The sequence below is a fragment of the Aureibaculum flavum genome (genome assembly GCF_016406085.1).
GTDB lineage: Bacteria > Bacteroidota > Bacteroidia > Flavobacteriales > Flavobacteriaceae > Aureibaculum > Aureibaculum flavum.
Window position 1 is genome coordinate 194,474 of sequence record NZ_JAEHFJ010000004.1, and the last position, 25,357, is coordinate 219,830.

Here is a 25,357-nt window from a genome sequence, read left to right on the forward strand (position 1 = left end):
ATTCCCTACTTTAACAAGTAAAATTACGCTATAAAAAATTATTGAATTAACTTTAATGCTTAAATCTTTAGCTCAAAAAAAAGTAGTTAAAAGATACAAACGTATTGAGATCTTAAAAGACTCACTATAAAAAAAATTGATAATGCTATTTTCTAAATCTAGAATACCTAGTCAATTTCTTTGTAGTATTAATAAAGTATACACCTGTTAAAAGTACAATAGCTGCAATAATAGATTGCTTCGTTATTTGTTCCTCTAAAAAGTACCAACCTAAAAGTAACGCAATAATAGGATTGACATACGTAGACGTTGCTACCTTCTCAGGGGAAACATTTTTTAAAAGGTAGTTAAAAGATGTAAATGCCACTATACTGCCAAAAGTAATTAAAATGAGCATTGAGAATTGCACTTTACCACTCCATTCTATTGGATTGGTCCATTGTTCTCCAAATAGAAAACTGGCAATAAGTAACATAGTTCCACCAGCTAGCATTTGATATCCTGTATTTACAAAAAAATTACTTGGTAAATCGGCTTTGGCTACAAATATGCTACTGTATCCCCAACTTATCATACAAGCAAATATCATTAATAGGCCTATGATTGTATTTTCATTACTAATTATTTCTGTTTGACTGACTAATAAGTACATTCCTATCATACCTAGAACAATTCCTACAATAGACATCGGTTGAATCTTTTTCCTTTCAAAAAATCGCATTAATAAAAGTACAACGAGTGGTTGAGCAGAAATTTCTAGAGCAGCAAAGCCACTATCTACATATTTTAAAGCCCACACCACTACTCCATTTCCAAAAGTTAAGAATAAGAATCCGGCTATTACCGTATTTTTAAACTGTTTTCTCGTAATTGCAATACCTATACCCAAAATTTTAGCGATTATAAAAATAAGTATGCTTGCTACTAAAAACCGGATCGCTGCTAATTTAAATGGAGGAAGCTCTGTTACCGCAATTTTGTTTAGTAAATAGGTAGAGCCCCAAATTACATAAATTGAAAAAAAAGCTAATACTATAAGTACTTTGTTGTTGGGTTTGGTCATCGATTAAAATAATTCGCGATAAAATTATACATTAATCTACAACGAATCGACATTTATATGATAATTAAAAATAAATAGCTTAGTGTTCTGTTTAATCTTACACTTGTTGCAATGTGAAACATGGACAAATACATACGGTTGTTCTATTTTAAAAACAGATCCATTGTCAACCATTTTAAACATGCGATCACAATCAACAACACCTTGAGGTGTATATCTTACTATTCTATATGTATTGCTAAGAGTTTTTGTTTCTATACTAAACCAACATCCGGCTCCTTGCCCAGATAACCATTTTGAATTTTCAGGAATGGCATTTGGTAAAATCGGTGGTAAGAGTGTTCCCGTTAATTCCATTGTAATTCTTTAAAAATTATCATTCTCTACCTCTTTATTAAAATATTATATTCATATGTTTCTTAATTTAAAAACCATTTTTTGAAAAAATAAAACTTGCTTTTCTTCTTATAAATTTCATTATCAATCACTTCAAAAAAATGTGGTAAATCATTCAATACTTTAGCATTTGACCTTGGTGTCGCTGAAATGGTATACGGAACTCTTATTAATAATTTAGTTACCCAATTTTTTGAAGAAGCTAAAACGACTTGTACTACAAATCGGGAACAATTTGTTCCCTTCCATTCAAATGGGCCATAGCTTATGGCTTCACAATCCTGCATTGCTTTTATTTTTTTAAAAGCACGTTCAAAATTAATCCCCTTAACAATTGAGGCCAACAATCTTCCATCACCATGACAAGCTTTATTACGATATCTATCAAACAATAATTGGTCTAAATTGAGAATCTCTCCATTCTTAATTTCTGCTTTTATATTCATTTGAATATCTGGATCGGTCAGTTTACTCCTTACCCTTCCATATTTTATTGGTGTTTGGTATCTTCCAAAATCAAAATAATGGACCTCCTTATTGTTATGGTTAATAAGTAAAAATGCGGCATGACCAGCTGAATAATACCCATCTTTCAGCACTCCAACCCATTTCATAGGGATATCATACCATTTACCTTCTTGAATGACTTTGGTGTCTGGCCAAGCTAATGCTATTATTGTTGCGTCTTTAACCATAAAAAGGTATCATCTGCTAAACAAATTTAAAGTTTCGATTTCATAAGACATATTCGTACTCAAAACAGGACTAAGATACTGGATTCAATTTAAATAGATTTTATTTTTAATGTGAAAACTCCATATTATAATAGGTGTTTCAAATTATTGAACAGTCTTATAAATAAATTCCATCATAAGTCATCTTATAATTGATTGTAATAGCACCCTATGCAAAATTTTAAATACACCCGTAATAGGGCTGTTTTTGAACTCTTTCCTAAAATTAAGAGTACATGAGCAAAATGTTATTAACGACAAGATCTTGTAACTACTTATTTTTCAGTCTATTAAATTTAGAACTGTTTTTAATAAAACTTATTAATTATAATTGTTTAATTCATAGTTTATTATAAATTTGCACCTACAAAAAAACACTAGTTAAACTCTAAGTTAAATTAAAAACATTAAATTATGAGAAAAGTATCAGTATTATTATTGACAATGGTATTATTGTCTGCATGTGTATCAAAAAAGAAATATGTTGCACTTGAACAAGACAGAGACCAAATTAAAGGTGAATTGCACAAAACTGCAATTGAAAAAGATGAATTACAATCTAAATTTGCTGCAATTGAAGCAAAAGTTGATGCTTATAATTCAAAAATAAATGCCCTTAAAGAAGAAAGTGATGCTAAGTTAACTACTTCTGATGGAAGTGTTATCTCTACAGAAGCAAAAAAACAAATGAGAGCTACCATCTCAAAAATGGATTCAGATGCTGTTAAAGGTGCGAAAACATTAAAAGATTCTATGAATCTTGCGGTTTCTTATAATTTAAAGAAAACAATGGCAGGTAGCGAATTAGGTGAAGATACTAACGGAGAAGTTGATATTAACATTAACGAAACTGTAGTAATGATTACTATTGCTGACAATTTATTGTTTAGAACTGCTAGCTATAGAATGAATAGTAAAGCAGATGGTATTTTACAAAAAATTGCTGATTTATTAGCTTCTGAGCCTAGCTTAGATTTAATGGTTGAAGGTCATACAGATTCTAGAACTATCAATACAGGTGCTATTAAAGACAACTGGGACTTAAGTGTATTACGTGCAACTTCTTTAGTTAGAAGAATGCAAGATAAATTTAAAGTTGATCCTGCAAGATTAATTGCTTCAGGAAGAAGTAGCTACCAACCTTTAGTTGAAAATGATTCTAAAGAGAACAGAGCAAAAAACAGAAGAACTCGTATCGTTATTATGCCAAATATTGATAAATTCTTCGCATTAATGGCTGACAAAGAATAAGCTCATTAAATAAATTATTTAAAATGCCTGATGAAATTTTCATCAGGTATTTTTTTTTGCTTCACATTTGAAAAAATAAGGCTTGGCACATATCAATTAGTTTAAACAGCTCTATTTGCATAATGACATGAAAGGTATTAAAGGCCTAATAACTTTAAAATAGCCTCTAAATGCGAATCACAACTGGCCCATACGCTGTTGGCTACATTTCTTTTAATTAAATAAAACGCAATACCTGTAACATCATTAAAATTGTGGATGGTCATAGACCTAAATAAAAAGCATAAAAAAACCCAATGAGAAACTCATCGGGCTTTTTTTTAAGGTTATAATCTTCGCCTATTGCTGTTTTACTCTAACTGCATTTAGACCTTTTTGTCCTTTTTCAAGTTCAAAAGTTACTTTATCATTTTCTTGAATATCATCTATTAAACCACTTACGTGACAGAAGTATTTTTCATTATTCTCCATATCTACAATAAACCCAAAACCTTTCTTATCGTCATAGAAATTAACCTTTCCTTTCCTGATTGGATCTTCTTCTTCGTAATCCTCTTTCTTAGGTACACCAACAACAATATCCGCAGCAGCGACTTTTAACTTTCTTGCCGGGTCTGGCGGTGTATCTGTAAGCTGCCCAAATTCATCAACATATACAAATGTATCGTCTTTTTCACCAGATTTACGGGCTTCTTTACGCTTTTTTTTATCTTCGCGTTTTTTTAATCTCTTTTTTTCTCGTTCTTTTTTTCCAAAGGTTTCTTGTGCTCTTGCCATTCTTTATCTACAAACTGTTTTAATGCTTTTTCAAGCTGTTACACTGCAAAGATAGTGAATTTATTGCAATTTTTTTTCGATTTCACTTATTGCTTTGCTAATTTTCGTAAAGCGACCCATTGTTTTAGCATTTCTCTAGATTCTGTAGCAGGGTAACCAAGCATTATTTTTCCTGCTGCTACATCGCCCATAACACCAGATCCAGCACCAATAGTTGCACCTGAATGAATGGTAGTATGATCTTTAATAGAAGCACTACCTCCTATAATAACACCATCCCCCAAGGTAACTGAACCGGCCAAGCCACTATGGCCAGCCATTATACATGATCTGCCCATAACACAGTTATGAGCTATCTGTACTAAATTATCAATTTTACATCCATCTCCGATGATGGTTGAGCTAAATTTACCTCTATCTACACAACTATTCGCTCCTATTTCAACACCATTACCAATAATTACATTACCAATTTGCGGAATTTTTACCAACCCTCTACCATCATCACTTGGTCTGTAACCGAAACCATCGGCTCCAATACTCACATTGGTATGAAAGATACAGTAAGCACCAATTTCTGTACGTTCTCTAATAACTGTACCTGACCAAACAATGGTATGTGCACCAATAGTGGTTTCATCCATTATGGTAACATTTGGATATAAAATAACACCATCTGCCAGAACTACATCTTTACCTATATAACACCCTGCTCCTATTTGACAACCTTTGCCCAGTTTTGCAGTTTCATGTACCACTGCCGTAGGATGGATATCAATATCAAAAACTGGAGGTGGAGGATTAAAAATTTCTAAAAGTTTTGCCATGGCCAAATCTGCATTTTTCACTTTTATTAAGGCACGATTCTCTCCGGGTTCAACATTGAACTTTTCATTTACAATGGCTGCTGAAGCCTTTGATGAATCCCAAAATTTAATATATTTTGTACTCCCTATGAATGTTATGTGGTTATTTTCAGCTTTATCTAGTTGTTCTGGACCTGTAATTTGAGAAGTTGTATTTCCTACAAGCTCTCCGTCCAATATATTATTAATTTCTTCTATTGAATATGATTGCATAGTACTGTTTTACTTTTTTAATTTGAATGATAAATATAATGCTATTTAATATAACAGTACAGATATTACTGAGGATTTTTAGCTTTTATAGATGCTATGATAAGCGTTATCAAAAAAATAATATTAAGATAACTGATATAACTGTAAGATCCCAAAGTGGTATAGCTATAGCTAAACAAGCTCGGAGCAACGGCACTTGCAATCACTAAAAAACTCATTATTTTACCACTAATAGCCCCTAGATGTAATCTGCCATAATATCTAGGCCATGACACTGCATTGATTACTGAAAACATACCGCCCATACCTCCTAAACCTATAACTAATACATAAATTCCAACTGAATTACCGAGTAACAACAACCCAACAGTTGCTAACAACCCGCTAAACAACATCAGGTAAAGTAATAGTTTTTGACGCACATAATCGCTTAAAATATTAAAAAGCGTTCCTACAGAAATAGCTATAATTGATATGGGTAAAAAAATGGAAATAGCCTCACTTTTAGAATAATCATGATTTGCGAATATGGATACGATATGAAAAGTAAATCCTGTGATAAAAAAACTATTAAATGCTAATGTAAGTCCGAACACCCAAAATGCTCGTGTTTCTTTTGCTTCTTTTAATGTAAATTGATGTTCTACTTTTTTTACTTTTACCTTATCCTCTACTATTTTAGAACCATCGGGTATCATGTTAAAATCTTCAGGATTATTTCTATAGAATTGTAAAATGAAAAAGCTAAAAATCAACAAACAAATAGCTATAAGTTGCCAACTGAGTTGCCATCCATTATCATCAATAAGCTTATTGAGTAGTATAGGAGAGCTAGAAAACCCGAGTGAAACCGCAACACTACTTAAAGCATTAACTTTACCTCGGTTCTTATCAAACCATATCATAATCATATTTCTAGAAGCCATGGTTAGTACCCCTTGTCCACTAAACCTTATCATAAAAAACAATAAAGAAATTACTGAAAATGGAATAATCCAAGAGGTATTGTTGAGTAACGTCTTAAAGAATTCACTAATTGAAACCGAAACGGAAGCTAATAATAAAGATATAGCTAAGACTATGGCCGCAAAGAATGCAACATACCGAGCCCCATATTTATCAAAAAGTACACCTGCCCTTGCCACAAAAAAGGAACTCATAAAAGTACCTATCATATAGGCATTACTAAACTGATTTCTGGTAAGTCCTAAGGCATCTTTAACAGGATCTGTAAATACAGATACACCAACTGTTTGACCTGGTATACTCGCCCAAACACCAATAGTACCGATAAACAAAACGATATACCCATAAAAAAATGGAACTTTATTTGGATTTACGAAGGAGAATTTATTTGTAGTTGACATCAAAGATTTTAAGGTTGCCAAAGGTACTGATATAAGTAATTTTGAAGGTCTTATTTAAATCTAATTTCAAAAAAATATATGAATGAGATCAAAACTAAATTTTACTCCTTTTCATGTTCTTCAATATCTTTACGAAGGTCTAGTTTTCTCAATTTAGGAAAGAAAGCCCCAGTCATACCAACGGTAAGTAAAGTCATGGCTCCTCCAAATACAACCGCAGTTACCGTACCCATAAGTTTTGCTGTAAGTCCACTTTCGAACGCCCCTAACTCATTAGAAGAGCCAACAAACATTGAATTTACAGATGCTACTCTACCACGCATATGGTCGGGTGTTTTTAATTGTAAAATGGTTTGTCTAATAATCATAGAAATACCATCTGTTACGCCACTTAAAAAGAGGGCTACAACTGAAATCCAAAACCAAGAAGACAAGCCAAAGACGATAATACAAATGCCAAATCCAAATATGGCAGCTAATAATTTCATACCTGCATTTTTTGTTAAAGGAAAATAGGCCGAGGTAAACATGATCAATAATGCTCCTACTGCCGGAGACGCTCTTAGAATACCAAATCCTTCTGAGCCAACATGCAAAATATCTTGTGCAAAAATGGGTAATAAAGCTACGGCACCTCCAAATAAAACAGCGATCATATCTAAGGTTATGGCACCTAAAATTACTTTAGTTGAATACACAAACTTGATTCCTTCTTTTAAGCTTTTAAATACATTTTCACCAATTTTGGGATTTAATATCGGTTTTTTAGAAATAAAAGACAAACTGATTAGTGCTATTATTGAAAACGCAAAAACGAGACACAACGACCAATGTACACCAATCCAATTGATAGAAAATCCGGCCAACGCTGGGCCAAGAACAACACCCATTTGCCAAACAGAACTACTCCATGTTGCGGCATTAGGATATATTTTTTTTGGAACAATTAACGCAAATAGAGAAAAAATGGTTGGTCCTAAAAAGGCACGAATAAATCCACCTAAAAAGACTAAAAAATAAATAGAATACAAAATTTTATTGGAAGACCAACCTAAAACTACTTCTGGCCATGTTAGTAAAAACAAGCCAAAACTAATAACCGAAAAAGCCAATAGACATTTAAGTAGCAGTCCTTTCTTCTCTTTTTGATCTACAATATGTCCTGCAAACAGAGCTAAGGAAACGGCTGGAATCACTTCCATTAAACCAATAATCCCTAATGAAAGTGGATCTTTAGTTAAACTATATACCTGCCATTCGATAACTACAAATTGCATGGACCAAGCAAATACCATCGCAAAACGCATTACTAAAAATATATTAAACTCTTTAAAACGCAATGCTGCGTAAGGATCGTTCTTTTGCACTTTTATTATAGTTTTAGTTCTATTGCAAAAATTTTATTATCAATAGCTAATGCAATTATAAAATTATCGTTGAAGAGATCAAAGATAAAAAAACGCAAAACATGTATAGCTATACAGCCAAACTATTTTACGTTTTTAAATTAAATAAATCAATTTGCTAAAAAATAACAAATCAATACTATAAGTCTATACTTTTATACTTCAAAAAACGAAGACTTTATTTTAATACGATAGGTAGTTTAATGTGAGACGGGTATTGTCTAGAATGATGGATCTTATTATGAGCTACAACACCTTCTGTTTCATCGTAATTTTTACCACCTGTATTCAAGTTTCTTGCAAAACGAGGAAAATTACTACTTGAAATCTCTATACGAATACGATGTCCTTTTTCAAAATAATTACTCGTGGTCATCGGACTTAAATTTACTTCGTAAACTTTACCATTTTCCATAAACACTTCTTTATCATAACCTTCTCTATATCTAACACGTTGAATTGTTTCATCTAAGTTATAGGCCTTTCCATCAGGATACACATCAATAATTTTGATGGTAAAATCAGTATCCTTTGCGTCAGAAGATACATAAAGTGTAGATTCTATAAATCCACTCACTTCGATACCTTTTTTTAAAGGGTCAGAGGTATATACTAAGATATCGTCTCTTTTTTCCATTTCACTTTGATCAAATGCTCCTCCTTTTACAGCATTTCCTGTGCAACAAACATTACCACCATAAGAATTAACAGGGCTCATTGGATCATATGTAAATCCGTCAGGCTGATCTTTACTACTCGGTTTTTTAGTGGCTAAGACGCCATCTCCATTTAAAGTATTTGCCTTACCTGCACTATTCAGGTAATATGTGAAAAGTTTAGTACCTTGTGGTGGAAAAGTCTCAGAAGATTGCCATTTATTGATACCCATGGTGTAATACTGAACCCGAGGCGTTTTTTCTTTAAAATCATTTTTTTCTCCTTTCAACCATAAATCGAACCAAGCATATATCTGTTCTTCATAATTTAGTCTGGCATCACCAACAGAACGCTCTCCAACCACCGTATTTTCTTTAGCTCTCGTGTACCCGCAATGCATTGTGGGAGCAATAACTAAATATTGATTATCTCTAACTTCAGCATCTTTACCATGTTCTCTAACATGATTAAATAGAGCTATATTTGGTCCAACAGAAACATCATACCAAGACGCAAACCAAAAACTTGGAACTCCGAAATTATCATCGGCTTGATAAATACCACCTTTAGCCCAATCTGGATGATTAGGGGTTCTACGTATCATTTTATCAAAAATTTCCTTTTTACCATGTATGTTTTTTAAAATGTCTTGTAGTGGTAAATGATTTAATGCTTCTGCCATATCTACTTTCGGATTTTCAGGAGCTAAATCATAAAATCTAGAAATTCTAATTAAATCTTCCTGTGTAGCTCCAGCAGGTATTCTAGGTTTAAATTTATCGTGCTCAACACCGTATAACCAAGAAAAAAAGAGCATTTGCTCTACGCCTCCTCTATACCAATTACCTTGCTCATTAAATGGCCCCACTTTACCAACTCCTGCTCCATAACCTTGTGGAATCATTGCGGCATGTGAAGGATGATCTAAAGCGGCAACCGCCATTTGCCATTCTGCAGTTGAAGAACAACCGATAGTTCCTATTTTTCCATTAGACCATTCTTGATCTTTCATCCAGCTAAAGGCATCATAACCATCTGTTAAGGGTACACCTAAAATATCCCATTCACCTTCAGAATAATATCTTCCTCGTTCATTTTGTACTACATAAGCGTAACCACGTTTAATTGCAGATAATGCATTATTAGCTGTTCTTGTGCGTTGTTCTCCATCACCCCATGAGTTAAAATTGTAAGGCGTTCGTGAAAATATAATCGGGTATTTACCATCACCTTTAGGCCGATAAATATCTGTTGCTAGCCGAATTCCGTCACGCATTGGCATCATCACTTTTTGATCAACGACTGCTATTTCTTCCAGTTCTTTTAAGATACTATTTTCTTCTTGTGCCTGTAAGAAAAAGGTTCCGACAGCAAAGAAAAAAACTAGAAATAAAATGTTTAGAATTTGTTTTTTCATCATTTGGAGAGGTTTAGTTATAGTTAATTGTAAAAGTAATCAAAAATACAGAAATGAATTTTGATTGAATTCAGATCTGATTTTACTCATTAAAATGTACGTACTTTTTAAGATTAGAATCCTCACAGATAAAAGAAAGGTTTTCGTTATAAATCCCCTTATATTCAGAATATACTTGCCCACAATTGGATTCATTATAATGATTGATAATAACAAGTTTTCCCGCATCTAAGAAGCTTTGTGCTCCAGATTGATCCCACCAATTTTTATCGTCATTATAAGATTCATAAAGTACACCATCAAAATCAGAGGCATTCTCTACACTATTTTTTGCCATACATTTCATACCTTTAGAATGAACATAATTACACAGTTGTTGATAGTAATCAACACCTTCATTTTCTGTCACTTCCACTCCATAAGTGGTTCTTAATTCATCATCATAAAACCAGTCCATATTATCAAACTCTACCCAATCAAAGCCCCATGTAGCAATTTTATCTATTCTTGCTTTCATAACTTCTAAAATACCTGAGGTAGTAGATTTTACAAAAAACTCATCAGGCCATTCTCCCCAAGGCGTCGAAACTAAATAAGCTTGCATTTCATTATAATCATCTCTATAAGTTTCACCTGTACCAATACTAATATAAGCTCCTACTTGATTGTTCTTAGCTTTTATATCGTCAATATGTTCTGTAACATCATCTTGAAATGGATCCAGTAAAACATAACCATTTTCTGCATTATTTTTAATATAATCAATAGTATCTACTGCATAATTCTCTTGATAGGCTTGGTTATAAATTGGGATGGCATCACTATCTACAGGTTCATCTACTTTAGTTTCACTATCACAAGAATATATAATTGAAAGAATAGCAATCAGTTGGTAATATTTCATTTTAGTTTGTTTGTTATTTATTTTTTTTAAAAGTATTGCTTATAAATTTAATAGAAGTATTTACTTATATAAATGATACTTAAACTTTAGTCCCTTACTTTTAAAAATTTGATTATTTTTACAATTCTATACATTAATATTTTAACGAAATTTTTATTCTATGTTTCAAATAAAACAATTTAGAAAACTATTATTATTTGCATTTACCCTAAGTGTATCTTTTATTTTTGCCCAAGATAAACTTAAAAGCATGCCTGGCTATGAGCGATACTCTGAAATAGCTCCTCAAATTAGAGGTGCGGTGAAAAGTGGAGCTATAAGCGTAGATTGGCATAAGAATGGAACTAATTTTGAATACAATAAAGATGGAAAACGTTTTTTATATGACATTTCCATAGATGAAACTAATGAAATTGGAAACGCCGTTGTTCCAGATTGGAGAGCAAGATATGCTAACAGACCACAACGTGGTAGACAATATGCTTCTACTGATTCACCTGATGGAAAATTAAAAGCATATACCAAAGATAGGAATATGTATATCAGTGATATTGATGGAAATAATGTAGTAGCGATAACCACTGAAGGAAATGATGATAATCAAATAAAATATGGAATAGCGACTTGGGTATATGGTGAAGAATTAAGTCAAAACACAGCGATGTGGTGGTCTCCTGATAATAAAAAAATAGCATTCTATCGTTTTGATGAAAAAGAAGCTAAAAAATACTACGTCTTATATGATCAAACTAAAATTCAAGATTCTGTTGAAATAGAAGCCTATCCGAAAGTTGGAGCTAAAAATTTGCCAGTAGATTTGATGATGTACGATTTAACCACTAAAAAAATGATTACGCTTGACACTCGCGATGGAAAATCATTTAATGATGGTGATTTAGGCACCTATTTATATGACATTTCATGGTCACCTGATGGTAAAGAATTATTATACCATAGCACCAATAGAAAGCAAAACATAATGGAACTTAAAGCAGCTGATCCAGCTACTGGTAAAAGTCGTGTTGTTGTGCGTGAAGAATGGTTACCTAGTTTTACGGAGAATTCACCCGAATTTCATATTTTAAAAGATGGAAAACGATTTATTTGGGCTTCTGTCCGAAATGGTTATAACAATTACTATCTGTATGACTTTAACGGAAAACTTCTAAAAACGTTAACCAATCATAATTTTGAAGTATCAAGTATTGTTGACGTCGATGAAAAGAAAGGTCTGTTATATTATATGGCTAGAAGTGGTGACAACTTCATGAAAATGCAATTGCATAAAGTGAAGTTAAATGGTAAAGGTGATGTTCGTTTGACAAATCCTGCATATAATCATAGTGTTAGTATATCTCCAAATGGTAAATATATTGTTGATGTAGCTGAAACACATGACATTGCTCCTTCTACTAATTTATTAAATGCAAAAGGTAAAATCATTAAGAAGTTATATGAAAGTGACATGACTGATTTTGATAAATTAGGCTTGAAAAAAATAGAAGTCTTCACGTTTACTTCTGCTGATGGTACAACGCAATTACATGGTATGTTGCATTTTCCTTCAAATTTTGATCCAAATAAGAAATATCCGCTTTTATTAAGTAATTATGGTGGACCGGCAACCAATGCATTTAGAGAAAACTTTAGAACACCTGATGCGTTAACGGAATATGGCTTTTTAGTTGCGAATATTGACGGAAGAAATGTACGTGGACGTGGTAAAAAATTATTAGATCAATTGTATGGTAATTTAACTATTGTAGAACAAGATGATTTTGCTGAAGGGATCAAGTCGTTATATGATAGACCTTATTTTGATAAAGACAATGTTGGTGTGTTTGGTACTTCATATGGTGGTACAACAGCGGCAGCAAGTTTATTACGTTTTCCTGAAGTATATCATGCAGCCGTTGCAAACTCGGCAGTAACCGATTGGAGAAATTATGATAATATTTACACCGAGCGTTTTATGAATACGCTTGAAGATAACAAAGCAGGCTATGATGCGGCTAGTTTAATGACGTATGCTCCTAACCTTAAAGGTGAATTAATGATATTTTTTGGTACTAGCGATAATAATGTACATCCAGCAAATTCTTTGCAACTAATTCAGGCATTACAAAAAGCTGGTAAAAGTTTTGAAGTACAAATTGGTCCAGATAAAGGGCATACACGTGTCAATGTGGATAGAATGATGGAGTTTTTTATTGAACATTTGGTTTTGGATTAGTAGATTTATTCAAAAAATATAAGACGTTACTAAAATTCCCCTTCTTACTCAAGAAGGGGAATTTATTTTATCAATAGGATGCTAAATTGCTGTAAATATCTCTAACAAAATAAAAATCTCACATTATATATTACGTTCGAAATTTATCTTGATTTTATAAATGAGTATTGCTTATTTAAAAAAATTGACTAATTTTTGAATGGCTTTGCCTCTATGACTAATTGCACCTTTCTCTTTCATTGACATTTCGGCAAAAGAAGTATCAAACCCTTTGGGTTTAAAAATAGGATCATACCCAAAACCATCTTTTCCTTGTTGAGCCTTCAGTATTTCACCTTTACAAATACCATCAAAAATATGTTGTTCTCCATTTAAATTCAACACAACAACCGTTTTAAATTGAGCTGATCTATCTTTTTTGCTTTTTAAATTCGATAATAATTTCGCCATATTAGCAACAGCATCATTTGCTGGTCCTGCATATCTTGCAGAATACACACCAGGCTCACCATTTAAGGCAGTCACCTCTAAACCTGTATCATCGGCAAAGCAATCATAACCATAAGTGTTGGTAATATAATCTGCTTTAATTTTTGCATTACCCAATAAGGTATTGGCTGTCTCTAAGATTTCTTCATTACAATTAATATCTGAAAGACTTAATAATTCAATGCTCTCTGGCATTAATTGTTGAACTTCTTTTAATTTATTAAGATTATGTGTTGCAAATACTATTTTCATCCGTGCTCTCTTATTTATATTAATTGTCAATTGCCGTTAGTTATTTAACTTTTAGGTAGCTAGCCCAAAATGATAGGTTCGGTTTCTTGCTGTTCACAAAATTAAGAAAAGGTTTTAATGGAAGGGTTGCATAACTCAACAATTATTAGCAATTTTATAAGCTATAAATTAAATCAAAATCCACATAAATGGAAATATTAGGTATAGATGTTGGCGGTACTGGTATTAAAGGAGCAATAGTAAATATTAAAACTGGAGAACTGGTGTCTAAAAAGTATCGTATCCCAACACCTGAAGGAGCTAAACCAGATGATGTTGCTGATGTTATCGCAAAAATAGTAGCACATTTTAAATGGAAAGGAGAAGTTGGCTGTGGTTTTCCAGCAATTATTAATCACGGACAAGTTTTAACGGCAACTAATATTCACGATAGTTGGAAACAGGTACATGCTGACGAATTATTTTCAAAACGTACAGGTTTAGAGTTTCATATCGTTAATGATGCTGATGCTGCGGGATTGGCTGCCATGACTTTTGGGGCAGGAAAAGATAAAAAAGGCACAGTAATAATGATAACTATCGGTACTGGTATTGGTTCCGGAATGTTTTATGATGGTGTACTTATTCCGAATATTGAACTAGGGACGGCTCCATTTAGAAAAAACTTAAATTTTGAGCAATATGCAGCCGATTCTGTGCGTAAACGCGAAAATTTATCCTATAAAAAATGGGGAAAACGATTTAATGAATTTTTGAATTTTGTGAAATTCTTAGCCTCTCCTGATTTAATTATTTTGGGTGGTGGAGCCAGTAAAAAAATAGATAAATTTAAAGATGAGTTAACTGTAGATGTACCTGTTGTACCTTCGCAATTTGAAAACGAAGCTGGTATTGTTGGTGCTGCAATTGCTGCTTCAAGAAAATTATAATTATATTTTATGAAAGGAAGAAAGTATATTTATACGTTTTTAGCATTTAGTATTTTCATTTTAACATCTTGCGAAAGTAATGTTGAAAAAACGAAAGAGAATCCTTTGGAGGATCAAATCACTCTTGTTAAAACCGAGTTTGCTCCTGATAAACGTGTCGCTTTATTTGATGTTAGTTCTGTTGAAACAGACCATCAGATTATTCTTAAAGGGACTTCAAACTTACCCGAAGCCGTTAATACCCTAAAGGAAAACTTAAAGAAAGAAGAGATTTCATTTATTGATAGTATACAAATGTATCCCGATGCTATTTTAGATGGAAAGATAAAAGCAGTTGTAAAAATATCTGTTGCCAATTTAAGAAGTAACCCTAAACATTCTGCAGAATTAGCGACACAAGCTACTTTAGGAACGCCTTTAAATGTATATACAAAAAAAGACAATTGGTACTTAATTCAAACACCAGACAATTATTTAGCTTGGGTAGATAGTGGAGGAATTGAATTGATGAAAGAATCTGATTTTGCAACATGGAAACTAGCAGATAAAATAATATTTTTAGGTACTTACGGTGAATCTTTTGAAAAAGAAAGTAAGTTTAGTCCTGTCGTATCTGATGTAGTAGCTGGTGATATTTTTGAAGTACTTGATGAAGTTGGCTTATTTTTCAAAGTGAAATATCCAGATGGTCGGATAGCTTATGTTGAAAAAAACAAAGCTATGAATTACAATAGTTGGTTGGCAAGTTTAAACCCGACGCAAGAATCTATGGTAGAAACTGCAAAAACGTTAATGGGACTTCCCTATTTATGGGGTGGCACATCTTCAAAAGGTGTTGACTGTAGTGGTTTTACGAAAACAATATTCTTTTTAAACGGAATGGTAATACCTCGTGATGCTTCTCAGCAAATACATACTGGTAAATTAATTGATGATGATAAAAGTTTTGATAATATGGAACCTGGTGATTTACTATTCTTTGGTAAACCAGCAACAGAAACTTCAAAAGAAAGAGTAATTCATGTAGGTATGTGGATAGGGAATAATGAATTTATTCATTCTGCCGGAAGAGTTCACATTAGTAGTGTTGATAAAAATGCAGCCAATTATGATGCCTATAATTACAATAGATATTTACGCTCTAAACGCTTGCTTAATGAGGAAGATGCCAATATTATTAACCTAAAAAAACCAGGTGTTTTTAGAGATTAATCGTGATTTTATTAAAAATAAAAAAAATTATTAAAATTCAATAAAATTCATTATCTTTGCGACTAATATTAATTTATAATTTTTAAACATGAGTAAAGGAACAGTAAAATTCTTCAATGAATCTAAAGGATTCGGTTTTATAACAGAAGAAGGCTCTAACAAAGAACATTTTGTACACATTTCTGGATTAATCGACGAAGTACGCGAAGGTGATGAGGTTGAATTCGATTTACAGGAAGGTAGAAAAGGACTGAACGCAGTAAATGTAAAAGTATTATAATATATATCTTTTAAAATTTTTACTTACAAAGGCCTATCAAAATTTGATAGGCTTTTTTTTGTCTTAATTTTAAATATTTTGCACAATAATTATAGTTTACAATCTATTTAGTTATGAAAAGTGAAAAAGAAAAAATGTTGATGGGCGAACTCTATAATCCTGGTGATAAAGAGTTAAGTGCAGAAAGACACGAAGCCCGTTTAATATTTAGAAAAATAAACACGATTTCAAATAATGACACCAAATTAACGAATAACTTATTTCGTGATCTTTTTGGAAAAACAGGAAAAGGCTTATTTATTGAACCTCCTTTTTACTGTGATTATGGTTACAATATAAAACTTGGAAATCAGGTTTTTATGAATTACAACTGTTGTATTTTAGATGTTGCAGAAGTTACTATTGGCAATAGAGTCATGTTTGGTCCAAATGTTCAAATTTATACAGCTACGCACCCACTCGATGCTAAAACCAGAGCTTCATGGTTAGAATTTGCTAAACCTATTACGATTGGTGATGATGTATGGATTGGTGGTGGTGCCATTGTGTGTCCAGGAGTTACTATTGGCAACGGTGCCGTAATTGCGGCTGGTGCTGTAGTTACTAAAGATGTAAAAGCGAATGTTGTTGTAGGTGGAAATCCTGCTAAAATTATAAAGGAAATAGATAATTAATTACCACTATAATTCACAAAATTTCTTGGTGTTTCGTATAATGTCACCGAAAGCTCATGATCCTTATTGATATGTGCACGTAACTTATTCCAAATGACAACTACTATATTTTCGGCAGTTGGGTTTAATCCGTCAATATCATTAAACTCAGCAACTTCTTTGTTTAGATTTTTATGATCAAAGGCATCTTCAATTTCTATTTTAATGATGTCTTTTAATACCTTCATATCCATTACAAAACCTGTATCAGGATCAATTTTTCCAGTAACAGCAACTGTTAAATCATAATTATGACCATGGTAGTTGGGATTGCTACACAACCCAAAAACTTCCAAGTTCTTTTCATCAGACCAATCGGGTTTAAATAACCGATGTGCGGCATTAAAATGGGCCTTTCTATTTACAGTTACTTTCATACTTTTGCTTTATGTATATGTGTATAAAATCGATCAAAAATAATTTTAAACCATTCCGTGTATAGTTCAGGTTGCTTTTGCATATCAGATTTTACCTCCTCTAACGTCATCCATTTAAAAGCTTCTACTTCTTCAACATTAATGTTGGGATTCTCATTAAAACTGCCCACCAAAACATGATCCAATTCATGTTCTGTTAAGCCATTATCAAAAGGTGCTTTATAAATAAAAGACAACACATCTTTTAATTCGGTAACAAAACCCATTTCTTCAAATAAACGACGTTTACCTGCTTCAATATTTGTTTCGCCTACCCGTTGATGACTACAACAGGTATTTGTCCATAGCAATGGTGAATGGTATTTCGTAGCTGCACGCTGTTGCAATAATAACTGATCATTATCATTAAATACAAATACTGAAAAAGCTCTGTGTAATAAGGCTTTTTCATGAGCTTCCATCTTGGCCATAGTGCCAATTTGCTCATCCTTTTCATTTACTAAAATTACTTGTTCTTCTGCCATAATATATGCCGCAATTTACTAAATAAAAATAGTTGAATCAACACTTTTTATTTTTATAGAAGTAGTTTCTCCGTTTAGGTCAGTCCAAGCTACATATATTATACCTTTAACTACCTCTAATTGAGGAAAGCCACTTGCTCTTGCAGCTGATATATTTGCTATTGTTATAGGCTCAGATTTTGTTCCATCTTTATGAACTTTTAAAATTTTAATCTCAGCTTCATCCTTCTTAGTTTCCATCCAACTGACCAAGGCATTATCTTTATCTAATAAGGCCACATCTACTCTACCAATCGGTTTTCCATTATCAATCTGAATGGGTTTATCAAAATTACGACCATTATTACTAGAAAAAATTAAATTTACTTTAGGCACTGAATTGGCTGCGGTAAACCAAGCCACCACTAATGTAGAATCAATTGCTGCGGCTTTTGGTCCATTTACTGGGCACCCTTTTATGGCCCAATTATCATTATGGATGGTTTTTGGAATCGTCCAACTACCATCTACAAATCTTGATATAGAAATATCTCTTATTTCGTCATCAGTTCGGTCTCTATAAACGACAATAGGTCCGTTACTTGTAATGGCGGCACTTGTTTGGCAACATTCACAAGTTTTGGCATCTAATAAGTTGTCATCTATAACATCACCAGTTGACAATACAGTAGCTGCTCTTATATTCATGGCTCCACTACTTTCATGCTCCTCACCATGTGCTCCTCCACTCGTATTTCTACCATCTAACCAAGTTGCAAAGAAATTGTCTTTATAAGGTAAAAGGGTTACAAAACCATGTTCAGTGGCGGTATCGTCATTGTGTAGCAAGAAATCAGAACCAAAGGTATCTCCATTGGTATTAGAAACCATTAAATGAACATCATAGGCATAGGTAGCGGGTGCTGATTTTTTCAAATAATGAATAAGTATGTTATCATTGTTCTTTGCTATTGCAGTAAAATCAGCCCAGTTGACAAATAAATCATATTCCTTGGTCAGTTTTATTGGGCTTGTCCATTTTCCATTAATATATTCCGCATAATTTACAGAAGCTAATGAATCATTTATTTGATGTGTAAATGAAAGTAATAATTCATCACCATTAGCAAATAAAAAAGGGTGTTTACTGTTTTCAGGCAATAGCATGTCAACATCATTTATTACGATATCTGTTTTATCCTTTTTACAAGAAATAAATACACTTAGAGTAATTATACAAATAATAACGAATCTTCTCATTCTATGCTTTTTAATTGTTTTATCATTTCTTTAGAATTCCATTCTTGAGCTCCATCCCATCGTTTTACCAATTCTCCTTTTGTATTATAAATAAAGGTTGCTGGCAATGCATGAATATTTAATTTATCTAATGAGGACTGATAGCGTACATACTGAAAAGGAAATTGATGTTTTTCTTTAAACTTATCAATCTTAGCCATTTCATCTGTAGTAGCAAATAAGAAAATATAGTTTTCTGAGGCTAACAATTCTTGAGCCTCAGCCATAGCTGGCATTTCTTCTATGCAAGGCACACACCATGTAGCCCAAAAATTTACCAAGATCTTTTTTCCTTTAAAATCAGAAAGTAATACGGAATTACCTTCAAGATCTTTAAAGTCGGCTGTAGATTCACTTTTCTGTGCACAACCAATAATTATTATAAAAAGAATACTGAAAATAGTGTGTTTTAACGACATTTATAAAGATATAAGAATCAAATTTACAAAGATTTACTTGAATACTTTTATATTTGTAAGAGATTAACTATGGATATGAAGGGAAGAATTTTACAATTACTTATTCTTATTTGTATTGCTTTTAGCATTATAAATTGTAAAAAAGAAACGCCAACCGAAATAAGCAAACCGGAGGCTATTGAAAAACCGGTACAAACGAAGCCTAAAAAAGAGAAAGCTATTGCCCAAAAACCATGGGACTCTATTACGCATGATAACACCATAGATTTTTTAATAGCGTATGGCAAAGAGCATAAAGAAAATAAATTACGTGTTAAAACACGTTTGGGAGATATGATTGTTCAATTGTATGACGATACACCATTGCACCGAGCAAGTTTTTTGTTTTTGGTAAATGCAGGATATTTTAATACCACTTGTTTTCATAGGGTGGTACCAGGTTTTATAGTGCAAGGTGGTAATTCAGAAAACTATTCAACCGTGAAAATTAAAAATAAGTACGAAAACTACACCATTCCGCCTGAGTTCAGAAAAAACCATAAACATAAATTTGGTGCCTTAGCTGCGGCTAGAGAATGGGAAAATAACATCAGTAAAAAATCAAATCCGTTTGAGTTTTACTTTATACAAGCTAAAAATGGGGCCCACCATATAGATGGTGAACATACCGTTTTTGGTGAAGTAATTAGTGGTTTTAATGTATTAAACAAAATTGCAAAGTTAAAAACAGGAAGAGATGAATGGCCCTTAAAAGATGTTTTTACAAAGATTGAAGTCATAGAATAAGTCTTCAGTACCAATTGGCAGTTTTTTTTCGCATAAAAAAACGTAAGTTCTAGTGTTTACTTTAAAACGAGAGCTTAGATAAATTCTGATATTTCGGGGACTCGAGTACTAGTTTTAAAAACTATTTAATAAAAATGAATACATGAAAAATAAAATAATTCCAATATTATTATTCACCTTTATAATATTATCTACTACTATAAACGCCCAATCTGAAACCAAATTTAGGGATACCATTGCTATTAATTACCAAGATAATAAGACCCTATTAGACATTCTAAAAGTGTTGCCAATAAACGTATTTGATAGTTGGGAATGGTCTGATGACGATAGAATTAAAACGGTAGACTTTATTGCTAAAAACAATTATTTAATTGACTCTACCGCTGCATTTAATAATATAAAACATATTACCCCAAATTATTTAAATATTCAAGTGGTTGATGGTGTTTGGTTATTGGCCATTTACAAGTTTTCAGAAAATGATTTTTTTGTGGTAACTGATGATATTGTTGGTGATGGAAATACCGTACATACCTTTAATTATAAAAACAATAAACTTACGCCAACAAAAATGTTAAATTGGTTCAGTAGAATTAAATATAAAATTTTATTAAATGACACACCTGAATGTAGAGCTTTAATAGATGAAAATGAAGCATTCTTTGACTATACCTTGGGTGAAAAAGATACTATTATAATTTCTTCTTGGCTTTTTAACAAAGAAGAACATGGCAAATGCTTCAAAGGAAATACGATAAGACTAAAAGCAAACAAAAAACTGGGGAGGTTTGATATTGATAAGGTGTATTGGGTTGAATGATTAGGAGTGTTAATTGTGATTATGTTAATCATAATAATTTAGTAGATTTTTGTTAAGTTTGATTTAGATAAATGTACCAATGAAAAAAGTAGAAGTAGTTGCCGCTATTATAAAATGTAATAAGGAAATTCTTTGTGTTCAAAGAGCCGAAAATTCATTAGAATATATATCTAAAAAATTTGAATTTCCTGGAGGTAAGATAGAAAAAGGTGAATCAAAGAAGGAAGCTTTGCAACGAGAGCTTTTGGAAGAATTAAATATTACAACAAATATCAAATCTTTATTTCTTACAGTAATTCATGAATACCCAGATTTTGAATTAACAATGCACAGTTTTATTTGTGAAGTTAAAACAAAAGAACTCACTCTAAATGAACATATAGCACAAGAATGGTTAACATTAGGAAACCTTGAAAACCTTGATTGGGCAGCCGCGGACATTCCAATAGTGAATAAATTGGTAAACAATGGATAGAATTACCGAAATTTTTAATACTAGTTTACAAACAGGTTATGTAGATAGAACTATTTTATCAAATGTTGATTATCAACCTGAATTATTGGTAAATCAGAAAAACCCGCCTAAAAAAGTTCTATCCACTATTATTCATGAGCTTGAAAATTGCAATCAGTTTTTTATTTCTGTTGCCTTTGTAACAACGAGTGGAGTAGCAACCATAATCAATAAGTTGAAAGAACTCGAAAACCGCGAAATTAAAGGCGAAATTTTGGTCTCTCAATATTTAAACTTCACACAACCAGAAGCTTTAAAAAGATTAAAGCAGTTTAAGAATATAGACTTAAGAATTGCAACAACTGGCAATGCACATGCTAAAGGTTATATTTTTAAAAATAAAGAGCATTATAATTTAATTGTTGGGAGTAGTAATTTAACGGCTCAAGCATTATCTACTAACAAGGAATGGAATATTAAAGTCTCAGCCTTAGATGAAAGTGGTTTGGTTGAAAAAGTTCTTAATGAATTTCATTCAGATTTTGAAAAAGGAACAACAGTAACTGCAAAATATATTGCCTCATATGAAGAAATATATAAGAAGCAATTTTTTTCAAACAAAAAATATAATCTTGAAAACTTAATTCAACCCCAAACTGTTATTACTCCAAATTCAATGCAAATTGAGGCACTGGAAAACCTAAAAATATTACGGGCGAAGAAAAAGAATAAAGCATTAATAATTTCTGCAACTGGAACAGGTAAAACTTATTTATCTGCTTTTGATGCAAAGGCTTTTAATCCAAGAAAACTATTGTTTGTAGTTCACAGATTGACTATTGCAAAAGATTCATTAAATACATTTAGAAATGTTTTTGGAAAGTCTGTAACTATGGGATTATACTCTGGTGAAAAAAGAGAACTGGATTGTGACTTTGTGTTTTCAACTATACAAACAATTTCAAAGACCACTCACTTAGAAAATTTCTCAAAAAATCATTTTGATTACATAATTATTGATGAAACTCATAGGTCAGGTGCAGATTCTTATTTACGATTAATTGATTACTTTGAACCTAATTTCCTTTTAGGAATGACAGCCACTCCAGAAAGAACAGATGGGAATGATATTTTCAAACTATTTGACCACAATATTGCTTATGAAATTCGACTAAACAGAGCAATGGAAGAAGAAATGCTTAGTCCGTTTCATTATTATGGAGTAACCGATTTATTAATTGATAATAATGTGGTCGATAATAAATCTGATTTTAAACTATTAGTTTCTATTGAAAGAGTTAATAGGATAATTGAGCAGGCAAATTTTTACGGTAGTGATAACGGTATTACTAGAGGTTTAATATTTTGTTCAAGAAAAAACGAAGCTATTGAACTTTCTAATTTATTAAATCTAAAAGGATATAGAACTATAGCCTTAACTGGTGATAGTACAGAAGAAGAAAGAGCAAAATCAATTGAAAAATTAGAATCGGATAATTTAAGTGAAAAACTCGATTACATTTTTACAGTTGATATTTTTAATGAAGGTATTGATATTCCAAAAATTAATCAAATAATTATGCTACGCCCTACGGTATCTGCAATTATTTTCATTCAGCAATTAGGCAGAGGATTACGAAAAATTGAAGGAAAAAGCTATGTAACCGTTATAGACTTTATAGGAAACTATGAAAATAATTATTTAATTCCTATTGCATTATATGGTGACACTTCTTATAATAAAGACTCTATAAGAAAATTAATTACTGAAGGCAGCAGAATGATTCCTGGCTCCTCAACTATTAATTTTGATGAAATCACCAAAGAAAAAATATTTCAATCTATTGATTCTGCGAAAATGCAGTTGTTGTCGGATTTGAAAAAAGACTATTACCTCTTGAAATTCAAGTTGGGTAAAATTCCAATGATGATGGATTTTATAGAACATGGCTCAAGAGATCCTTATTTATATGTAAATTATTCTAATTCATATTATAATTTCATTGTAAAAGTTGAAAAGGAATTCAACGAAAAACTATCTACAGAACAGGTTAAACTTTTAGGGCTTTTTTCTAAAGAAATAAACAACTCTAAAAGAGTTGAGGAAAGCTTAATAATCAAATTATTAATTGAAACTGGCACATTGTCCATTAATACTTTGAAAGAAAATGTTTTAAAAAAATATCATTACTACATTTCTGATGAAACAATTAAATCATGTGTTTCAAATTTAAATTTTGAATTCATTAGAGAAAAAAGTAACGGTAAATTGATTTCAGCAAAAGAGATATACAAATTAGATATAATTAAAATTGATAAAGGTAGTTTTGTTTTTTCAGAAGTATTTCTTTCATACTTAAATCAAAACTCTTTTAAAAGCTTTCTACTTGATTCAACCAATTATTCCATAAATAAATTCGACAAATTATTTGATTCTAAACTTTGGCATAATGGATTTGTACTGTATAGAAAATATTCTCGTAAAGATGTTTTTAGAATACTAAATGTTTCGCAAAATCCAGTAGCACAAAACGTGGGTGGATATCTTGTAAATCCCGACAACGCTCATTGTCCAATTTTTGTGAATTATCATAAAGAAGAGGGGATTTCTGAATCGACGAAATATGAAGATGAATTTGTAAATAATAAAGAATTTGATTGGATGTCAAAATCTAATCGTAAAATTGATAGCAACGATGTTCAATCTATTCTGGGTAAAAATGGGAATATTCGACTTCCATTATTTATTAAAAAGAATAATGACGAAGGACAGGATTTCTATTATATGAGTGATGTTTTACCAGAATTAAATCAGGTTGAACAAACCACGATGAGTAATGATAAGGGTAAGCAAGTTTCGGTTGTGAAAATCCGTTTTAAATTAGCAAGTCCAGTACGTACAAGTATATATAACTATCTACAAGAAAAAGGAGGTGCTACCATTTCCAAAACTTTAGAGAAAGTAATAGTATCACCATCACAACAAACTATTAGTTTTGAAGAAGAACTAAAAAATCCTATCCCATTATATAATTTTTATGCAGCGGCAGGCACGTTTAGTGAGATTCAATCGGAAAAAGATTTCACTTTAATTGAAGGCCCTGTAAATCACAATGTCAACAGTAATTATTTCGCTTGTAGAATAGTTGGAGAATCAATGAATAGAGTTATTCCAAATGGTTCAATTTGTTTGTTCAAACCTTATACAGGAGGTAGTAGAAATGGTAAAATTGTATTAGTGGAAAACCTAGATATTCAAGACCAAGATTTTAATTCAGCTTTTACAATAAAGACGTATTCAAGTGAGAAATCTGTTTTGGAAGAAACTTGGGGACATGAATCTATTGTTTTAAGGCCAAATTCGTTCGACAATTCTTATAAAAATATTATTATCACTGAAGAAAATGCTTCCGAAATGAGGGTAATTGGAGAATTTGTTGAAATTTTGATCGATGATAAAGAAGAATGATCATTTTGGGTTTAATCGAGTTTTAAAGTTGATAAAAAAAACAAAATTTAATTGGAAAAGGAAAACTG

At 31.9% G+C, this 25,357-nt stretch carries 25 protein-coding genes; 10 read left to right on the plus strand and 15 right to left on the minus strand.

The annotated features are described in order from the left end of the window. Positions 1 to 145: 145 nt before the first annotated feature. The 3 genes from JBL43_RS09640 to JBL43_RS09650 all read right to left on the minus strand — a co-directional run bounded on the left by JBL43_RS09640 (position 146) and on the right by JBL43_RS09650 (position 2,154). Positions 146 to 1,063, minus strand: coding sequence for an EamA family transporter (locus JBL43_RS09640; RefSeq protein ID WP_198841242.1), 918 nt, complete (start codon positions 1,061 to 1,063; stop codon positions 146 to 148). 36 nt (positions 1,064 to 1,099) lie between these two features. Next, entirely contained in the window at positions 1,100 to 1,420 is a 321-nt protein-coding gene (locus tag JBL43_RS09645; protein WP_198841243.1) for a DUF6695 family protein, read from the minus strand. Between the two features lie 62 nt (positions 1,421 to 1,482). Beyond that, positions 1,483 to 2,154 carry a DUF6695 family protein gene (locus JBL43_RS09650; protein WP_198841244.1) on the minus strand — a complete coding sequence of 224 codons (672 nt, stop codon included), beginning with the start codon at positions 2,152 to 2,154 and terminating at the stop codon, positions 1,483 to 1,485. 453 nt (positions 2,155 to 2,607) lie between these two features. Between JBL43_RS09650 and JBL43_RS09655 the strand changes: the two genes are divergently transcribed. Next, a complete protein-coding gene (locus tag JBL43_RS09655) occupies positions 2,608 to 3,444 on the plus strand; it encodes an OmpA/MotB family protein (RefSeq protein ID WP_198841245.1) in 837 nt (278 codons plus the stop codon). A gap of 137 nt (positions 3,445 to 3,581) precedes the next feature. Here JBL43_RS09655 and JBL43_RS20360 read toward each other — a convergent pair whose 3' ends face one another. From JBL43_RS20360 to JBL43_RS09685, 7 genes are all read right to left on the minus strand, one after another. Then, entirely contained in the window at positions 3,582 to 3,710 is a 129-nt protein-coding gene (locus JBL43_RS20360) for a hypothetical protein (RefSeq protein ID WP_262896267.1), read from the minus strand. Between the two features lie 73 nt (positions 3,711 to 3,783). After that, positions 3,784 to 4,221 (minus strand): cold-shock protein, encoded by a 438-nt coding sequence (locus JBL43_RS09660; RefSeq protein WP_117880768.1) that lies wholly within the window; start codon positions 4,219 to 4,221, stop codon positions 3,784 to 3,786. 86 nt (positions 4,222 to 4,307) lie between these two features. Continuing rightward, a complete protein-coding gene (gene lpxD / locus JBL43_RS09665; protein WP_198841246.1) occupies positions 4,308 to 5,300 on the minus strand; it encodes a UDP-3-O-(3-hydroxymyristoyl)glucosamine N-acyltransferase in 993 nt (330 codons plus the stop codon). A 65-nt stretch (positions 5,301 to 5,365) separates the two neighbouring features. Next, entirely contained in the window at positions 5,366 to 6,667 is a 1,302-nt protein-coding gene (locus tag JBL43_RS09670; RefSeq protein ID WP_198841247.1) for an MFS transporter, read from the minus strand. 101 nt (positions 6,668 to 6,768) lie between these two features. After that, positions 6,769 to 8,034, minus strand: coding sequence for an MFS transporter (locus JBL43_RS09675; protein WP_198841248.1), 1,266 nt, complete (start codon positions 8,032 to 8,034; stop codon positions 6,769 to 6,771). Positions 8,035 to 8,251: 217 nt separating this feature from the next. Then, positions 8,252 to 10,150, minus strand: coding sequence for a CocE/NonD family hydrolase (locus JBL43_RS09680; RefSeq protein ID WP_233098746.1), 1,899 nt, complete (start codon positions 10,148 to 10,150; stop codon positions 8,252 to 8,254). A 79-nt stretch (positions 10,151 to 10,229) separates the two neighbouring features. After that, a complete protein-coding gene (locus tag JBL43_RS09685) occupies positions 10,230 to 11,051 on the minus strand; it encodes an endo alpha-1,4 polygalactosaminidase (RefSeq protein ID WP_198841249.1) in 822 nt (273 codons plus the stop codon). Positions 11,052 to 11,211: 160 nt separating this feature from the next. Between JBL43_RS09685 and JBL43_RS09690 the strand changes: the two genes are divergently transcribed. After that, positions 11,212 to 13,284 carry a S9 family peptidase gene (locus tag JBL43_RS09690; protein ID WP_198841250.1) on the plus strand — a complete coding sequence of 691 codons (2,073 nt, stop codon included), beginning with the start codon at positions 11,212 to 11,214 and terminating at the stop codon, positions 13,282 to 13,284. Between the two features lie 171 nt (positions 13,285 to 13,455). Here JBL43_RS09690 and JBL43_RS09695 read toward each other — a convergent pair whose 3' ends face one another. Continuing rightward, entirely contained in the window at positions 13,456 to 14,025 is a 570-nt protein-coding gene (locus JBL43_RS09695; protein WP_198841251.1) for a non-canonical purine NTP diphosphatase, read from the minus strand. 188 nt (positions 14,026 to 14,213) lie between these two features. On the opposite strand from JBL43_RS09695, the gene ppgK reads away from it, so the two are divergent. The 4 genes from ppgK (at position 14,214) to JBL43_RS09715 (ending at position 17,120) form a co-directional block, all read left to right on the plus strand. After that, complete coding sequence (gene ppgK, locus JBL43_RS09700) at positions 14,214 to 14,954, plus strand: polyphosphate--glucose phosphotransferase (protein WP_198841252.1); 741 nt, start codon at positions 14,214 to 14,216, stop codon at positions 14,952 to 14,954. A gap of 9 nt (positions 14,955 to 14,963) precedes the next feature. Then, positions 14,964 to 16,166, plus strand: coding sequence for a C40 family peptidase (locus tag JBL43_RS09705; protein WP_198841253.1), 1,203 nt, complete (start codon positions 14,964 to 14,966; stop codon positions 16,164 to 16,166). An 88-nt stretch (positions 16,167 to 16,254) separates the two neighbouring features. Further along, positions 16,255 to 16,446 carry a cold-shock protein gene (locus JBL43_RS09710; protein ID WP_117880748.1) on the plus strand — a complete coding sequence of 64 codons (192 nt, stop codon included), beginning with the start codon at positions 16,255 to 16,257 and terminating at the stop codon, positions 16,444 to 16,446. A 113-nt stretch (positions 16,447 to 16,559) separates the two neighbouring features. Further along, positions 16,560 to 17,120 carry a sugar O-acetyltransferase gene (locus tag JBL43_RS09715; RefSeq protein ID WP_198841254.1) on the plus strand — a complete coding sequence of 187 codons (561 nt, stop codon included), beginning with the start codon at positions 16,560 to 16,562 and terminating at the stop codon, positions 17,118 to 17,120. Here JBL43_RS09715 and JBL43_RS09720 read toward each other — a convergent pair. The 4 genes from JBL43_RS09720 to JBL43_RS09735 are packed head-to-tail and all read right to left on the minus strand — an operon-like array spanning position 17,117 to position 19,757. Continuing rightward, entirely contained in the window at positions 17,117 to 17,536 is a 420-nt protein-coding gene (locus JBL43_RS09720; protein WP_198841255.1) for a 6-pyruvoyl trahydropterin synthase family protein, read from the minus strand. The genes JBL43_RS09715 and JBL43_RS09720 overlap by 4 nt on opposite strands. After that, positions 17,533 to 18,060 (minus strand): isopentenyl-diphosphate Delta-isomerase, encoded by a 528-nt coding sequence (idi, locus tag JBL43_RS09725; protein ID WP_198841256.1) that lies wholly within the window; start codon positions 18,058 to 18,060, stop codon positions 17,533 to 17,535. The genes JBL43_RS09720 and idi overlap by 4 nt, the downstream gene beginning before the upstream one ends. A gap of 18 nt (positions 18,061 to 18,078) precedes the next feature. Next, entirely contained in the window at positions 18,079 to 19,299 is a 1,221-nt protein-coding gene (locus JBL43_RS09730) for a hypothetical protein (RefSeq protein ID WP_198841257.1), read from the minus strand. Continuing rightward, entirely contained in the window at positions 19,296 to 19,757 is a 462-nt protein-coding gene (locus tag JBL43_RS09735; RefSeq protein ID WP_198841258.1) for a TlpA family protein disulfide reductase, read from the minus strand. The genes JBL43_RS09730 and JBL43_RS09735 overlap by 4 nt, the downstream gene beginning before the upstream one ends. Before the next feature lie 75 nt (positions 19,758 to 19,832). Between JBL43_RS09735 and JBL43_RS09740 the strand changes: the two genes are divergently transcribed. The 4 genes from JBL43_RS09740 (at position 19,833) to JBL43_RS09755 (ending at position 25,289) form a co-directional block, all read left to right on the plus strand. Beyond that, positions 19,833 to 20,543: a peptidylprolyl isomerase gene (locus JBL43_RS09740; RefSeq protein ID WP_198841259.1), complete on the plus strand. Its 711-nt coding sequence runs from the start codon at positions 19,833 to 19,835 to the stop codon at positions 20,541 to 20,543. A gap of 142 nt (positions 20,544 to 20,685) precedes the next feature. After that, positions 20,686 to 21,366, plus strand: coding sequence for a hypothetical protein (locus JBL43_RS09745; RefSeq protein ID WP_198841260.1), 681 nt, complete (start codon positions 20,686 to 20,688; stop codon positions 21,364 to 21,366). A 79-nt stretch (positions 21,367 to 21,445) separates the two neighbouring features. After that, on the plus strand, positions 21,446 to 21,841 hold the full coding sequence (locus JBL43_RS09750; RefSeq protein ID WP_198841261.1) for a (deoxy)nucleoside triphosphate pyrophosphohydrolase: 396 nt from the start codon (positions 21,446 to 21,448) through the stop codon (positions 21,839 to 21,841). Continuing rightward, entirely contained in the window at positions 21,834 to 25,289 is a 3,456-nt protein-coding gene (locus JBL43_RS09755; protein ID WP_198841262.1) for a DUF3427 domain-containing protein, read from the plus strand. Before JBL43_RS09750 ends, JBL43_RS09755 begins: the two co-directional genes overlap by 8 nt. Positions 25,290 to 25,357: the final 68 nt, after the last annotated feature.

Excerpts from the sequence above, each read along its gene's own strand:
- JBL43_RS09640 (WP_198841242.1), bottom strand. The coding sequence starts at position 1,063 with ATGACCAAACCCAACAACAAAGTACTTATAGTATTAGCTTTTTTTTCA.
- JBL43_RS09645 (WP_198841243.1), bottom strand. The coding sequence starts at position 1,420 with ATGGAATTAACGGGAACACTCTTACCACCGATTTTACCAAATGCCATT.
- JBL43_RS09650 (WP_198841244.1), bottom strand. The coding sequence starts at position 2,154 with ATGGTTAAAGACGCAACAATAATAGCATTAGCTTGGCCAGACACCAAA.
- JBL43_RS09655 (WP_198841245.1), top strand. The coding sequence starts at position 2,608 with ATGAGAAAAGTATCAGTATTATTATTGACAATGGTATTATTGTCTGCA.
- JBL43_RS20360 (WP_262896267.1), bottom strand. The coding sequence starts at position 3,710 with ATGACCATCCACAATTTTAATGATGTTACAGGTATTGCGTTTTATTTA.
- JBL43_RS09660 (WP_117880768.1), bottom strand. The coding sequence starts at position 4,221 with ATGGCAAGAGCACAAGAAACCTTTGGAAAAAAAGAACGAGAAAAAAAG.
- lpxD (WP_198841246.1), bottom strand. The coding sequence starts at position 5,300 with ATGCAATCATATTCAATAGAAGAAATTAATAATATATTGGACGGAGAG.
- JBL43_RS09670 (WP_198841247.1), bottom strand. The coding sequence starts at position 6,667 with ATGTCAACTACAAATAAATTCTCCTTCGTAAATCCAAATAAAGTTCCA.
- JBL43_RS09680 (WP_233098746.1), bottom strand. The coding sequence starts at position 10,150 with ATGATGAAAAAACAAATTCTAAACATTTTATTTCTAGTTTTTTTCTTT.
- JBL43_RS09685 (WP_198841249.1), bottom strand. The coding sequence starts at position 11,051 with ATGAAATATTACCAACTGATTGCTATTCTTTCAATTATATATTCTTGT.
- JBL43_RS09690 (WP_198841250.1), top strand. The coding sequence starts at position 11,212 with ATGTTTCAAATAAAACAATTTAGAAAACTATTATTATTTGCATTTACC.
- JBL43_RS09695 (WP_198841251.1), bottom strand. The coding sequence starts at position 14,025 with ATGAAAATAGTATTTGCAACACATAATCTTAATAAATTAAAAGAAGTT.
- ppgK (WP_198841252.1), top strand. The coding sequence starts at position 14,214 with ATGGAAATATTAGGTATAGATGTTGGCGGTACTGGTATTAAAGGAGCA.
- JBL43_RS09705 (WP_198841253.1), top strand. The coding sequence starts at position 14,964 with ATGAAAGGAAGAAAGTATATTTATACGTTTTTAGCATTTAGTATTTTC.
- JBL43_RS09710 (WP_117880748.1), top strand. The coding sequence starts at position 16,255 with ATGAGTAAAGGAACAGTAAAATTCTTCAATGAATCTAAAGGATTCGGT.
- JBL43_RS09715 (WP_198841254.1), top strand. The coding sequence starts at position 16,560 with ATGAAAAGTGAAAAAGAAAAAATGTTGATGGGCGAACTCTATAATCCT.
- JBL43_RS09720 (WP_198841255.1), bottom strand. The coding sequence starts at position 17,536 with ATGAAAGTAACTGTAAATAGAAAGGCCCATTTTAATGCCGCACATCGG.
- idi (WP_198841256.1), bottom strand. The coding sequence starts at position 18,060 with ATGGCAGAAGAACAAGTAATTTTAGTAAATGAAAAGGATGAGCAAATT.
- JBL43_RS09730 (WP_198841257.1), bottom strand. The coding sequence starts at position 19,299 with ATGAGAAGATTCGTTATTATTTGTATAATTACTCTAAGTGTATTTATT.
- JBL43_RS09735 (WP_198841258.1), bottom strand. The coding sequence starts at position 19,757 with ATGTCGTTAAAACACACTATTTTCAGTATTCTTTTTATAATAATTATT.
- JBL43_RS09740 (WP_198841259.1), top strand. The coding sequence starts at position 19,833 with ATGAAGGGAAGAATTTTACAATTACTTATTCTTATTTGTATTGCTTTT.
- JBL43_RS09745 (WP_198841260.1), top strand. The coding sequence starts at position 20,686 with ATGAAAAATAAAATAATTCCAATATTATTATTCACCTTTATAATATTA.
- JBL43_RS09750 (WP_198841261.1), top strand. The coding sequence starts at position 21,446 with ATGAAAAAAGTAGAAGTAGTTGCCGCTATTATAAAATGTAATAAGGAA.
- JBL43_RS09755 (WP_198841262.1), top strand. The coding sequence starts at position 21,834 with ATGGATAGAATTACCGAAATTTTTAATACTAGTTTACAAACAGGTTAT.